The 13,133-nt window shown below is 67.8% G+C and carries 12 protein-coding genes, 1 tRNA gene and 1 pseudogene; 8 read left to right on the top strand and 6 right to left on the bottom strand.

All coding sequences use genetic code 11. From position 1 onward, the window contains the following. Positions 1-27 precede the first annotated feature (27 nt). From dapD to ACREYQ_RS07330, 6 genes are all read left to right on the top strand, one after another. On the top strand, positions 28-855 hold the full coding sequence (gene dapD, locus ACREYQ_RS07355; RefSeq protein WP_432260087.1) for a 2,3,4,5-tetrahydropyridine-2,6-dicarboxylate N-succinyltransferase: 828 nt from the start codon (positions 28-30) through the stop codon (positions 853-855). 78 nt (positions 856-933) lie between these two features. Beyond that, positions 934-1,317, top strand: a complete 384-nt coding sequence (locus ACREYQ_RS07350; RefSeq protein ID WP_432260086.1) for a hypothetical protein — start codon at positions 934-936, stop codon at positions 1,315-1,317. Between the two features lie 55 nt (positions 1,318-1,372). Continuing rightward, a complete protein-coding gene (locus ACREYQ_RS07345; protein ID WP_432260085.1) occupies positions 1,373-1,720 on the top strand; it encodes an ArsC family reductase in 348 nt (115 codons plus the stop codon). A 19-nt stretch (positions 1,721-1,739) separates the two neighbouring features. Beyond that, entirely contained in the window at positions 1,740-2,891 is a 1,152-nt protein-coding gene (gene dapE, locus ACREYQ_RS07340; protein ID WP_432260084.1) for a succinyl-diaminopimelate desuccinylase, read from the top strand. A gap of 27 nt (positions 2,892-2,918) precedes the next feature. Next, on the top strand, positions 2,919-3,812 hold the full coding sequence (gene prmB, locus ACREYQ_RS07335) for a 50S ribosomal protein L3 N(5)-glutamine methyltransferase (RefSeq protein WP_432260083.1): 894 nt from the start codon (positions 2,919-2,921) through the stop codon (positions 3,810-3,812). A gap of 371 nt (positions 3,813-4,183) precedes the next feature. Continuing rightward, positions 4,184-5,446, top strand: coding sequence for an MFS transporter (locus tag ACREYQ_RS07330; RefSeq protein WP_432260374.1), 1,263 nt, complete (start codon positions 4,184-4,186; stop codon positions 5,444-5,446). 16 nt (positions 5,447-5,462) lie between these two features. Here the strand turns inward: ACREYQ_RS07330 and ACREYQ_RS07325 are convergent, their stop codons facing one another. Further along, positions 5,463-6,785 (bottom strand): HipA domain-containing protein, encoded by a 1,323-nt coding sequence (locus ACREYQ_RS07325; RefSeq protein ID WP_432260082.1) that lies wholly within the window; start codon positions 6,783-6,785, stop codon positions 5,463-5,465. Continuing rightward, positions 6,778-7,095 (bottom strand): helix-turn-helix domain-containing protein, encoded by a 318-nt coding sequence (locus tag ACREYQ_RS07320; RefSeq protein WP_432260081.1) that lies wholly within the window; start codon positions 7,093-7,095, stop codon positions 6,778-6,780. The genes ACREYQ_RS07325 and ACREYQ_RS07320 overlap by 8 nt, the downstream gene beginning before the upstream one ends. 310 nt (positions 7,096-7,405) lie before the next feature. Here ACREYQ_RS07320 and ACREYQ_RS07315 point away from each other — a divergent pair, with 310 nt between their 5' ends. Further along, on the top strand, positions 7,406-8,956 hold the full coding sequence (locus tag ACREYQ_RS07315; RefSeq protein ID WP_432260080.1) for a class I adenylate-forming enzyme family protein: 1,551 nt from the start codon (positions 7,406-7,408) through the stop codon (positions 8,954-8,956). 96 nt (positions 8,957-9,052) lie between these two features. Beyond that, positions 9,053-9,129 (top strand) — tRNA-Val (locus tag ACREYQ_RS07310). 78 nt (positions 9,130-9,207) lie between these two features. Here ACREYQ_RS07310 and ACREYQ_RS07305 read toward each other — a convergent pair. The 4 genes and pseudogenes from ACREYQ_RS07305 to ACREYQ_RS07290 form a co-directional block, all read right to left on the bottom strand. Next, positions 9,208-9,675: a cupin domain-containing protein gene (locus ACREYQ_RS07305; protein WP_432260079.1), complete on the bottom strand. Its 468-nt coding sequence runs from the start codon at positions 9,673-9,675 to the stop codon at positions 9,208-9,210. A 169-nt stretch (positions 9,676-9,844) separates the two neighbouring features. After that, positions 9,845-11,005 (bottom strand): CaiB/BaiF CoA transferase family protein, encoded by a 1,161-nt coding sequence (locus ACREYQ_RS07300; protein WP_432260078.1) that lies wholly within the window; start codon positions 11,003-11,005, stop codon positions 9,845-9,847. A gap of 14 nt (positions 11,006-11,019) precedes the next feature. After that, positions 11,020-12,038 (bottom strand): annotated as a pseudogene (locus ACREYQ_RS07295) (NADPH:quinone oxidoreductase family protein). 11 nt (positions 12,039-12,049) lie between these two features. Further along, complete coding sequence (locus tag ACREYQ_RS07290; RefSeq protein WP_432260077.1) at positions 12,050-13,045, bottom strand: tripartite tricarboxylate transporter substrate binding protein; 996 nt, start codon at positions 13,043-13,045, stop codon at positions 12,050-12,052. Between the last annotated feature and the right edge of the window lie 88 nt (positions 13,046-13,133).

Here is a 13,133-nt window from a genome sequence, read left to right as displayed (position 1 = left end):
TCAACATTCAACACTGAGAAAACGAACATGACGCAAGCTCTGCAAGCCCTGATCGACCAGGCCTGGGAAGACCGCACCAGCCTGTCGCCCAAGTCCGCCCCCAACGACATTCGCGAAGCCGTCGCCAACGTCATCGGCCAGCTGGATTCCGGCGCGCTGCGCGTGGCCGAGAAGCAAGGCAAGGACTGGATCGTCAACCAGTGGATCAAGAAGGCCGTGCTGCTGTCGTTCCGCCTGGAAGACAACGCGCCGATGAGCGCCGGCGGCTTTGCCCAGTTCTACGACAAGGTGCCGACCAAGTTCGCCAACTGGAGCGCCGACGACTTTGCCAAGGCCGGCTTCCGCGTGGTGCCGCCGGCGGTGGCCCGCCGCGGTTCGTTCATCGCGAAGAATGCCGTGCTGATGCCGTCGTACGTCAATATCGGCGCCTACGTCGATGAAGGCACCATGGTCGACACCTGGGCCACCGTCGGTTCGTGCGCGCAGATCGGCAAGAACGTCCACCTGTCCGGCGGCGTGGGCATCGGCGGCGTGTTGGAGCCGCTGCAGGCCAACCCGGTCATCATCGAAGACAACTGCTTTATCGGCGCCCGCTCGGAAGTGGTCGAAGGCGTGATTGTGGAAGAGAACTCGGTGATCTCGATGGGCGTGTACCTGGGCCAGTCGACCAAGATCTACGACCGCGAAACCGGCGAGATCCACTACGGCCGCGTGCCGGCGGGCTCGGTGGTGGTGGCGGGCAACCTGCCGTCCAAGGATGGCAAGTACAGCCTGTACTGCGCCGTGATCGTGAAGAAGGTCGACGCGCAGACCCGCGCCAAGACCAGCCTGAACGACCTGCTGCGCGGCGACTGATCGCGCCTGGCGCAGCCCGCCCCGGGGCGCGGCTCCGGGGCAGTATTTCCGCTGTCATCCCGCCTGGCCAGGCTGAACATGCCTTCCCTCCGCAAGCGACTCATGGCCCTGGATCCCACCACCGTCAGTACCGTGCTCTCCCTGCTGCCCACCATTCTCGAGCAGGCCAACAAGACCATCGAGAAACTGAAGAAGAACAAGCGCAAGGATGGAATGCCGGAAGGCGCGGTGGCCGACACGCGCGATCCCGCCGCCCGCATCGCAGAGCTGGAAGCCGCAGCCGTGCAGCAGGCCGAGGCCGTCAAGCTGCTGGCCGAGCAACATGCCATCACCATCGATGCGCTGCGCAAGGAAGCCGCCCGGCTGGACCGCCGGCTGCGCCTGATGACCGCGGTGGCGATGGGCGGCGTGGCACTGGGCCTGGGCGGCCTGGTGATTGCGCTGAATTTGCTGTTCCGCTGACCCGTATGTCGTTCCCGCGCAGGCGGGAATGACAGCAAAAGTAATGAGATCATCCATGACCGTCCTGCTCTACGGCATTCCCAACTGCGATACCGTCAAGAAGGCCCGCACCTGGCTGGATGCCAACGGCGTGGGCTATACCTTCCACGACTTCAAGAAGCAGGGCGTGGATGAAGCCATGCTGCGTGGCTGGCTCAAGCACGTCCCGCTGGCCACGCTGCTCAACCGCAAGGGCACCACCTGGCGCGCGCTGTCGGACGCCGACAAGGGCCGCGCCGAGCAGGAAGCCGGCGCGATCGCGCTGATGCAGCAAAGCCCGTCGCTTATCAAGCGTCCGGTGCTGTCCCACAATGGCAAGGTGATGGTCGGCTTCTCCGCCGACCAGTACGCCAGCCAGTTCTGATTTCCATTTCCGCCGTCCGATGACCGCCACCCTCGCCCTCACCGAAGACCTGATCCGCCGCCGCTCCGTCACGCCCGCCGACGAAGGCTGCCAGGCCGTCCTGGAAACCCGCCTGAAGGCGCTCGGCTTTGACTGCGAAGCGCTGGTCAGCGGCCCCGACGATTTCCGCGTGACCAACCTGTGGGCGGTCAAGCGCGGCACGCAGGGCAAGGACGGCAAGCTGCTGGTCTTTGCCGGCCATACCGACGTGGTGCCGACCGGCCCGCTGGAGCAGTGGCATTCGGACCCGTTCGCGCCGACGCACCGCGACGGCAAGCTGTACGGCCGCGGCGCCGCCGACATGAAGACCTCGATCGCAGGCTTCGTGGTGGCGGTGGAAGAGTTCGTCAAGGCGCACCCGGCCCATGCGGGCTCGATTGCCTTCCTGATCACCAGCGACGAGGAAGGCCCCGCGCACGACGGCACCATCAAGGTGGTCGAGGCGCTGTCCGCGCGCGGCGAGCGCCTGGACTACTGCGTGATCGGCGAGCCGACCTCGGTCGACATGCTGGGGGACATGGTCAAGAACGGCCGCCGCGGCTCGCTCTCGGGCAAGCTCACGGTCAAAGGCATTCAGTGCCATATCGCCTACCCGCACCTGGGCCGCAACCCGATCCATGAAGCCGCGCCGGCGCTGGCCGAGCTGGCCGCCGAGGTCTGGGACCACGGCAACGAGTACTTCCCGCCGACCAGCTGGCAGATGTCGAACATCCACGGCGGCACCGGCGCCACCAACGTGATCCCGGGCCATGTCACCATCGACTTCAATTTCCGCTTCTCGACCGCCAGCACGCCCGAAGGCCTGAAGGCGCGCGTGCATGCAATCCTGGACCGCCACCAGCTCGAATACACCCTGGACTGGACCCTCGGCGGCGAGCCCTTCCTGACCCCGCGCGGCGAGCTGTCCGATGCGCTGTCGTCGGCAATCGAGGCCGAGACCGGCGTCAAGACCGAGCTGTCGACCACCGGCGGCACCTCGGACGGGCGCTTTATCGCCAGGATCTGCCCGCAGGTGATCGAGTTCGGCCCGCCCAACGCCAGCATCCACAAGATCGACGAGCACGTTGAAGTCCGCTTCATCGAGCCGCTGAAGAACGTTTACCGCGGCGTGCTGGAACGCCTCGTCGCCTGATTGATTTCCCGCCGAAAGACACCCTACATGGCAACGCCCTCCCCCCTGCGCACCGTGCGCGACCTGCTGCGTCTCGCAGTCTCGCGCTTCACCGCCGCGCGCCTGTCCTTCGGCCACGGCAGCGCCAACGCCTATGACGAAGCGGCCTACCTGGTGCTGCATACGCTGAACCTGCCGCTCGACACGCTCGATCCCTTCCTGGATGCACGCCTGCTGCCCGAGGAAGTCGATGCCGTGCTGAAGGTCATCGACCGCCGCGTCAACGAGCGCGTGCCGGCCGCCTACATCACGCACGAGGCCTATATGCATGGCCTGCGCTTCTATGTGGATTCGCGCGTGATCGTGCCGCGCAGTTTTATTGGCGAACTGCTGCAGGAAGGGCTGGAGCCGTGGGTCGGCGAGACCGACAGCATCGGCCCGGTGCTGGAGCTGTGCACCGGTTCCGGCTGCCTGCCGATCGTGGCTGCGCACGTCTGGCCGAACGCGAAGATCGACGCCGTCGACATCTCGCCCGACGCGCTCGCCGTGGCGCGCCGCAACGTGGCCGACTACAAGATGGACGACCGCATCCGGCTGTATGAGGGCGACCTGTACGCGCCGCTGCCGCACGGCGCCACCTATGACGTGATCCTGACCAATCCGCCGTATGTCAACGAAGGCTCGATGCAGGCGCTGCCGCCGGAATACCTGGCCGAGCCGCGCATCGCCCTGGCCGGCGGCGACGACGGCATGGACGTGGTGCGGCGGATCATCGCCGGCGCCAGGGCGCGCCTGAACCCGGGCGGCGTGCTGGTGGTGGAGATCGGCAACGAGCACGCCAACGTGGAGGCTGCGTTCCCTGAGCTGGAAATCGTCTGGTTGCCGGTCAGTGCGGGGGATGAGCAGGTGTTTTTGCTGACGTACGACGCGCTGCCCGGGTAATGCATCAGCAGGTTCATAGTTCCTTTCTTTTCCCCTGGCGGCAAAGAGAGCAATTCCAGTTGGGATGTCGGTCTGCAAGTGCCTGCCCTCACCCCCTGCCCCTCTCCCGCAAGCGGAAGAGGGGAGCAAACCAGCGGTATGCCGGCGCGGCTGGCTTGACCACTGATGCTCGTTGACCGATTGGGTGCTCCCTCTCCCGCTTGCGGGAGAGGGCTGGGGTGAGGGCCAGTGTATCGACGAAGTGCTGCGCAAACTGGGCGAACACCGGCCATCTCCCGGCCATGAATACCGCGCCCGCTCTACACTCGCTGCAGAATCCCCCAGACCACAGCGCCGCCCTCGCAGCCAGTGCGGCGGCAAACCCCGAAGCCGTGACCGCCAGCAACACCCGCCTCCCCGGCTCGTCCGACGCCGTGCCCGCCCACGCCCCGGCAGCGCATGCCGCGCGCGGTATCGCCCTGCTGACGTTCGCCTTCGCGCTCAGCCAGTTCTTCCGCTCCTGCCTGGCGGTGATGGCGCCCGAGCTGCAGCATGACTTCGGGCTGTCGCCGGCGGGCTTTGGCGCGCTGTCTTCGTCGTTCTTCCTGGCCTTTGCCGTGGCGCAGATCCCGGTGGGCATCGCCTTCGACCGCTATGGCGTGGGCCGGCCGACCGCGCTGCTGCTGGCCGTGGGCGCCGTGTCGTCGATCCTGTTCGTGCTGGCGCCCAACGGCGCGGCGGCCACGCTGGCGCAGATGGGACTGGGGCTGGCGTGCGCGCCGGTCTTCATGGGCCTGCTGCATTTCGCCTCCGAGCAACTGTCCGAGCGCGACTACACCCGCGTGGTCAGCCGCTCCAATGCCATGGGCATGATCGGCGCGCTGTGCGCCACGGCGCCGCTGGGCTGGGCCATCTCGCTGATCGGCTGGCGCCCGTCGATGGCGGTATCGGCCCTTGGCATGTTGGCGGCCTGCTATGGCGTGTGGCGCTTCGTGCGCGACCAGGGCCATGCCGAGGCACGCAGCGCGTCATGGCCGGCGATGCTGTCGGAAAGCATGCAGCTGCTGAAGCTGGCGCCACTGTGGACGCTGATTCCGCTGTGCGTGGCGATGTCCGCCGGCACGGCCTTCCGCAATGCCTGGAGCGGCCCTTACCTGGCCGACGTGTTCGGCCTGGGCTCGGCGCCGCGCGGCGTGGCGCTGACGCTGCTGAGCCTGGCCGGCTTCCTGACTGCGTTCCTGCTGCCGGTGCTGGTCCGGCGCAGCACGCTCAAGACCACCATCGCCGGCTGGTCGTGCTTTGCCATGTCGGGTTCGGTCCTGCTGGCGCTGTGGCCGGACAACGGCATCGGCTACGGCGTGGCGATGATGGCGCTGCTGTCGACCATCGGCATGCTGCACCCGCTGGTGATGGCGCAGGGCCGCGGGCTGATCCCGCCGTCGCGGCGCGGGCGCGGGCTGGGGCTGCTCAATACCTTCGTGTTCCTGGGGTCGGCGCTGACGTCATGGGGGTTCGGGCTGATCGCCAATGCCGGCCACGAGCGCGGCTGGCCGCAGCCTTCCACCTATGCGGCGATCTTTGTTTCAGCGGGCTTGCTGATCGCCGCCGCGCTGGTGCCCTACTGCTTCAGCCCGCCGCATCCTACCAGTCAATAGCCGGCCGCAAGCACGTTCAGGCCCCGGACAGCGCCCGCACCATGTCGGCAATGATGGTGAAGCGGATCACGCGCAGGCAGGCCAGTTCGCCGGCAAACCCGCCCGTCAGCGCCGGGCGCTCCCGCGCCATGGCCGCGTTCTGCTGCTCGACTTGTTCGTAAAGGGTCTGCGCAGCCGGCCCGATGCCGCGCAGCATGGCATCCAGCCGCCGCTCGGCGGTCACGCCGGTCAGGCCCAGCGCGCGCCCTGCCTCCAGCGCCAGTGCGCGCGAGAAATCGCTGTAGAACTCCACGCCAAGCACCGGCCAGGCAAAGCGGTGCGCCTGCGGCCAGCCGGTCTTGTCGTAGGTGCGGGTGGCATAGGCGGCCTTGCTGAGCAGGTCGTAGAACGGCGCCAGCGCAATGCCGGCATCGGACACCAGGAAGCTCAGGTTCTTCAGGTGCGCGTCGGAATTTCCAACCAGGATGTTGAACACCAGCCAGTCGAACAGCCGCGCCCGCGCCACTGCGGGTGCGCGGCACAGCGTGGCCAGCTCCGCCAGCCGCGCGACGCTGCCCTGGTCGTACTTGAAAGTGCGCGGCAGGTTCAGCAGCTGGCAGGCATCGATCGCATGCAGCCGCTGCCACTGCCCTTGTTGCGTGAGGTGGCGGTCGAAGCGGTCGATCAGGTAGACCGGCGACGGCACATAGCGCCGGTGCACCGGCGGCGCGTCAAGCTTCAGCCGCGTGGCCAGCGACATTACGAACCACTCGTTGATGACCGAATGCGGATAGATTTCCTGCATCTGGTGGGTCGGCTTCAGGATATGCGTGGAGGGCATATCCGCGCCGGGCTCGAACAGTGCACCGTCCTGCAGCACCACTGCCAGCTTGTGCTGGGCGCCGGCCAGCGACATGCGCTTGACCGCGCCATGCGTGAGCGGCACGCTGGGCAGGCTGTGGATGCGGGCATCGAGCGCGGCATCGCTCAAGGGGCGAAGGGCCGGTGCGGTGGCAGGCTCGCGGCCACGCGGCAGCAAGGTCAGCGAGCCCGCCGACTCGGCCCCGTAGTGCGCCAGCAAGGCAAAGGCATCGGCTTCGTTGCGGATGCTGGCATCGCGGGCCAGCAGCGCACGCTGGCCGTCCTCTGGCAGCAGGTTGTCGAAGTACCACTGCACCGGCCGCAGCGTGCTGCCATCGGCGAGCGCGTCCGGCTGCAGCGGCAACGCCGGGCTCAGGGCAAAGGCGCGCGGATTGCCGAGCCACGCCGCGTCATAGCGCAATGACCAGACATCGCCGGCCTCGTGCAACTCACCCACCGGCGTGCCGTTGATGCTGGCCACCAGTACGCGCTCAGCCATGCTCCATTCCCTCGGCGGCAGTGCGCCGGTTGCGGCTGCGCGCCTGGCGCTGCCTGAGCTTGGTGAGTTCGGTCTCTACCAGCGGCGCCGCAGGTTCCGGCAGGTCGACCACCACGCGCAGACCAAGCCCTTCCAGCACCTGGAACAGCTTGCCCCACTGAATGCCTTCGGCCCCGTTCTCGACGCGCACCATGAAGTTCTCACTGACGCCGATGGCGCCCGCGGCATCGTCCTGGCGCAGACCCTGCGCCTTGCGGGCTGCGCGCACAAAGGCGCCGATATCGCCGGGTTCAGTGAGGGTCATTTGCACAAAAAACTCCTTGATTGCAAAGACTTTAGTGTCTGCGGGCTGGAAAATCAAGAAATCTCCCTGATTACAAAGATTTTCACCTCAATGTGCTGTTGACACCTACAATCTCCTCATTCGCAAAGATTCTGGCGAGCGCAGGTCGCACTGGTCCAGTCGTACCGCTTCGCCTGCAGAAAGCCTGACTTATCGATTTAAGAATTCCGCTGGCGGGCTTACACCTTTACCGTTTGTGACACCAACGTCCCAGCCCGACGATCCTTCCTTGCCCGTCGTGCGCCACCAGGCCGGCGCCCGCCCCCCTCTGCCGAACATGACCCAACCGACCCCGCTCCAACGCCCCTTCACCACCATGTCCGTGCTCGTGCGCGAGCACGCCGCGCAGCGCCCCACGCAGCGTGCGCTGATGCATGGCGAGTGCGTGCTCGACTATGCCGGCCTCGATGCCGCCATGGACCGCATCGCCGCGGCGCTGGCCCGTGACGGCGTGCGCCCCGGCGAGGCCATCGCCATCTGCGCGTCGTCCTCGATCGAATACGCCGCGGTGTACCTGGGCGCGGTCCGCGCCGGCGTGGTGGTGGCGCCGCTGGCGCCGTCGTCCACGCCGGACAGCCTGGCAGGGATGATTGCCGACGCGGGCGCGCGCATCCTGTTCACGGACGCCACCGTGGCCGACGTGCTGGAACCCGTGCGCGGCAAGCTGGCCGCCACGCCCATCGTCACGCTGGACGGCAGCGACACAGGCCAGCCATACCAGGCCTGGCTGGCGCCCGCCGGCACACCGGTGGCGGAGCCCGAGATCCGCCCGGAAATGCCGCTCAACATCATCTATTCATCCGGCACCACAGGCACCCCCAAGGGCATCGTGCAATCGCACGGCATGCGCTGGGCCCATGTGTCGCGCGGCGCCGCCACGGGCTACGGCACGCATGCGGTCACGCTGCTGTCGACGCCGCTGTATTCCAACACGACGCTGGCCAGCTTCTTCCCGACCATCGGCCTGGGCGGCACCGCCATCCTGATGGCCAGGTTCGATGCGGGCCAGTACCTCGCGCTGGCGCAGCAGCATCGCGTCACGCATACCATGCTGGTGCCGGTGCAGTACCAGCGGCTGCTGGCGCATCCGGAGTTCGACCGCCATGACCTGTCTTCCTTCCTGCAGAAATTCTGCACCAGCGCGCCGTTCAACCCGGCCCTGAAGGCCGAAGTGCTGCGGCGCTGGCCGGGCGCACTGACCGAGCTGTACGGCATGACCGAAGGCGGCGGTGGCTGCCTGCTTTTCGCCGACCAGTTCCCGGACAAGCTCCATACCGTCGGGCGCCCCGCCACCGGCGCCGACGTGCGCATCATCGACGACGAGGGCCGCGAGCTGCCGCCCGGCAGCACCGGCGAAGTGGTGGGCCGCTCGGCGGCGATGATGAACGGCTACCACAACCAGCCCGAAAAGACGGCCGAGACCGAATGGCACGACGCGCAGGGCCAGCGCTTTATCCGCACCGGCGATATCGGCCGCTTTGACGAAGACGGTTTCCTGGTGCTGATGGACCGCAAGAAGGACATGATCATCTCCGGCGGCTTCAACATCTATCCCAGCGATCTGGAGGCGGTGGTGCGCGAACACCCGGCGGTGGCCGATGTGTCGGTGGTGGGCGTGCCGTCGGAGCGCTGGGGCGAGACCCCGGTAGCCTTCGTCGCGCTGCGTGCCGGCAGTAGCGCCAGCGTGCAGGACGTGCTGGCCTGGGCCAACGAACGCCTGGGCAAGACCCAGCGGCTGGCCGCGATCCATGCGGTGGAGAGCCTGCCGCGCAGCGCCATCGGCAAGGTGCTCAAGCGCGAACTGCGCGACCGCATCACCAGCGCCTGACGCGCTGCGCACGGCACAAGCGCGGGCATCCACGCAAAAAGCTCGCGGGGGTGCTTGCGCAATCGAAAAGGCGTCTCTATAATTCGCGCCTTCGCTAGGCTCGTAGCTCAGCTGGTTAGAGCACCACCTTGACATGGTGGGGGTCGTTGGTTCGAGTCCAATCGAGCCTACCAACGCACAACGGAACACGGACGGTACGCATCGCGCACCGTCCGTTTTTCTTTTTGGCCGCGTCAGCGGCCGCTCCGGGTTCAGGGCAGCAAGTGCGTATCGCCGGCGGCCTGCGGCGGCAGCTTGATTGCCAGCGCCTTGAATTCCCCGCTGGTTGCCACCGAACCCGCATGCGCGGCGCCCTTCGGGATGATGATCAGGTCGCCGGGGTGGACCTCGCGCTGTTCGTTGCCCAACCAGAATGTGCCCGTGCCCGAGATGACGTACTGGATCTCGTCGGCACTGGTATGGTAGTGCTTCGGCACGTTGCCCGATTGCACGGCAATGGTCCCGTTCGGCGTCGCCACCAGCCCTTTCGTGCGCAGCGTGCCCATGTTGGGAACCTGTGGCCCGATGTCCTCACTGCTCATGGCGGCCAGGTTGATGATCTGCGGCGCCAGCGCGGCCGGCGGGGTCTGGGCGTGGGCCGGCGGCAACCCCGAGTGGGCGGCAAGGTAGCCGCAAGCAAAAGCGACCGGGACTGCAGCAAGAACGGCAAAGCGACGCATGTCTTTCTCCCTTCGGTTGGCCTGCGGTCATGGCATCGTCACGACGCCTGAGCCGTGCGACACGGCTGGATTGTCTCATCGCGATCCACGCTCAGAAGTGGGGAAAACCCGTCCCGGAGCCGGCCATCCGGGGCATGCCGCCCGCTCCTGTCTCCCCCTTGCCTCTCCCTTATTGCGCCGTTGCGCCCGCGATGCCGAATTCCGCCAGCACGGCATCGGTATGTTCGCCCAGCAGCGGTGCCACACCGAGCGGCCGCGCGGCACTGGCCTGCCCGGGCAGGTTCGCCCATGGCAGCTCCCCCAGTCCGGCCTGCATCACCTGCGCAAATACGCCGGCCTCCATGCACTGCGTGCTACCGCGCAAATCGCGCGGATGGCCGATGCGCGCAAACAGCACATCGTGTTCCGTGAAGATGGCCTCCCAGTGCGCCAGCGGATGCGTGCGCAATGCGGCCGCCACGCGCCGGCTCAGTTCCGCCGCGCGCGGCAGGCGTCCGGCACTGCTGCGCAGCCCGGCATCCGCCAGCCAGTCGTCAAACCCAAGCAACGTGGCTAGCCGGATGAACATCGCATCGTTGAGCATGCTGAGATAGAGCGGCCCGTCGGAGGCCTCGAACATGCCCGTCGGTGCGTTGGCCGCGGCGAGTTCGGCATCCGGGAACATGGCGTCATCCAGCACCAGGTATGACTGCAGCGCGGCGCTCGCCTCCAGCAGCGACACCTGCACATGCCGCCCCGTGCCGCTGCGGGCAGCCTTGTACAGCGCTGCCGAAGCACTCTGCGCCGCGTACAGGCCGGTACTGAGATCGACCAGGAAGAAGCCGATCCGCCGCGGCTGGCCGGCGCTGTCGCGGTTGATATGCATCAGGCCGCTGAACGCCTGCATGGTGGTGTCGACCGCCGGCATCGCCGCCATCGGCCCGGTGCGGCCATAGCCCGAGATCGACACATAGACCAGCGCCGGATTGCGCGCGGCCAGTTCCTGGTAGCCCAGGCCCATCCGCTCGGCCACGCCGGGACGGAAGTTCTGGATCACCACATCGGCGCGTTCGGCGAGCGCACGCATGGCCTTGCGCCCGCTTTCCGTGCGGGCGTCGAGCACCACGCTCTCCTTGCCGGCGTTGTAGGCAATCGAGATCGCGGTCTGGCCTGCGCGCGCGCGCCCCATCTGCCTGGCCCAGTCGCCGGCCGGCGGCTCTGCCTTGATCACGCGCGCGCCCTGCTGGCGCAGGATCAGGCCGCAGTACGGGCCGGCGATGCCCTGGCTCAGGTCCAGCACGGTCAGGCCATCGAACATGGCATCGTCGCTTGCCGCTTGTGCATGGTGCATGTCGTTCGCTCCGTTCAGATATCCAGCATGACCTTGCCGATGGCGCGGCGCGACATCGTGGTGTCGACGGCGTTGAGCCAGTCGCTCAGCGGGAAGTGCTGCAGCACCGGCGGCGCCAGCTTGCCGCTGGCTGCCGCCTGCATGATCTCGGCCACCATCGCCTGCACCGGCTGCGCAAAGCGCCGGCGCTCGTCGGTCAGGCCCCAGCCGATGTAGTAGCCATAGTTGAAGCCGATCAGCGCCAGGTTCTTCACCAGCAGCAGGTTGGCCGGCACCTCCGGGATGCGCCCGCTGGCATAGCCGATCGACAGCAGCCGCGCGCCCGGCGCCGCGCAGCGCAGCGCAGCGAGGCGTCGAACAGGTCGCCGCCGACCGGGTCGAACACCACGTCGGCGCCGCCCGCCGGGCACAGCGCCTTGACCGCTGCCGCCAGCGTGGCCGCGTCGGACGGCAGCGCATGCGCGGCGCCGTTACGCAGCGCCGCCTCGCGCTTGACCTCGGTACTGGCGGTGGCGATCACGCGCGCGCCCATCAGGCGGCCCACTTGTACCGCGGCCGTGCCCAGCGCGCCGCTGGCGCCGTGGACCAGCATGGTTTCGCCCGGCTGCAGCGCGGCGCGCCAGGCCAGCGCGGCCCAGACCGTGCCATAGGTGATGGGCAGCGCGGCCGCCTGCGCCAGCTGCAGCCCGTCGGGCACCGGATAGACCGTGTCGGCCGTGGTCACCGCTTCCTCGGCAAAGCCGCCCCAGTCCAGCGCCGCGGCCACGCGCTGGCCCGGGCACAGGCGCGTAACATCCGGCGCCACCTCGAGGATCTCGCCCGCGGCCTCGGTGCCGGGGGTGAACGGCAGCGGCGGCTTGCGCTGGTACTTGCCCGAGACAAACAGGCTCAGCGCAAAGCCCACGCCGGCATGCCGCACGCGGATCCGCACCTGGCCCGGCGCCAGCGGCTGGCGCGGGATGCGTTGCAGCGCCAGCTCGCTCCAGTGGCACCAGCGGGAGCAGACCAGCCCGAGGTAATCGTTGGCTTGCATCGGGACTCCTGTCATTCAAGCGTGATGCCGACATCGCCGATGATGCGGCTCCATTTGTCGCGGTCGTTCTTCATCACGGTGGCGAAGGCTTCCGGCGTGCCGCCCACCGGCACCAGGTTCAGGTCCTGCATCTTCTTTGCGATCTCCGGCAGGCGCACGATGCGCGCGACCTCGCGCGACAAGGCATCGACCCGCGCCTTCGGCACGCCGGCGGGGAACAGCAGGCCCATCCAGGCATCGGGCTCGAAGCCTTTGTAGCCGGCTTCGCGGAAGGTCGGCACCCTGGGCAGCAGCGCCGAGCGCTCCGCGCCGGCAATCGCCACCGGCACCAGCTTGCCGCCCTGCAGCAGCGGCATGGCTGTGCCCACCGCGATAAAGCCCAGCTTCACATGGCCGGCCGCCAGGTCGGTGGCCAGCGGCGCGCCGCCCTTGTAGGCCACGTGCTCCATCTGCAGCCCGGCCTCGCGCCTGAACAGTTCGCCCAGGATATGGCCGGTCGTGCCTGCGCCATAGGACCCGTACGCATACTTGCCCGGATTGGCCTTGAGCAAGGCCACCACCTCCGGCAGCGTGCGCGCCGGGAAGTCCGGCGACACCGCCAGGATGGTGGACGAGATCGCTACCTCGCTGACGGGCGTGAAATCCGCGATCGGGTCATAGCCGATGCGCTGGTATAGCGAGGGGTTCTGCACGTGCGCGGTGAACGTCAGCAGTGCCGTGTAGCCGTCCTTTGCCGCGCGCGCCACGTACTTGGTGCCCGTGGTGGTGCCGGCGCCGGGCTTGTTGTCGACGATGACCGGCTGGCCCCAGGTCCTGGTCAGTTCCTGCCCGATCAGCCGCGCCACGGCGTCGTTCACATTGCCCGCCACCGACGGCACCACGATGGTGAGCGGCCGCGACGGATAGGGTTCGGCAGGGGCGGGATCGGCGGCAAAAGCTGCCGCCGGAATGGCCGCCAGCAGGATGGCGGCCACGGCTGCGCGCAGCCGTGCGGAACGGTGTTGCATGGGTGTGTCTCCTGTCCTGACTCCCTTCTGTGGCGGCCGCGGAAGTGCGGTGCGCGAGGGATGCAACGCAGTCTAGGCCAGCACCCCG

This window comes from Cupriavidus sp. TMH.W2 (genome assembly GCF_050847365.1).
Classification (GTDB): Bacteria; Pseudomonadota; Gammaproteobacteria; order Burkholderiales; family Burkholderiaceae; genus Cupriavidus.
Note: the sequence above shows the minus strand (reverse complement) of the source record. Positions and strands in the feature narration are given on the sequence as shown.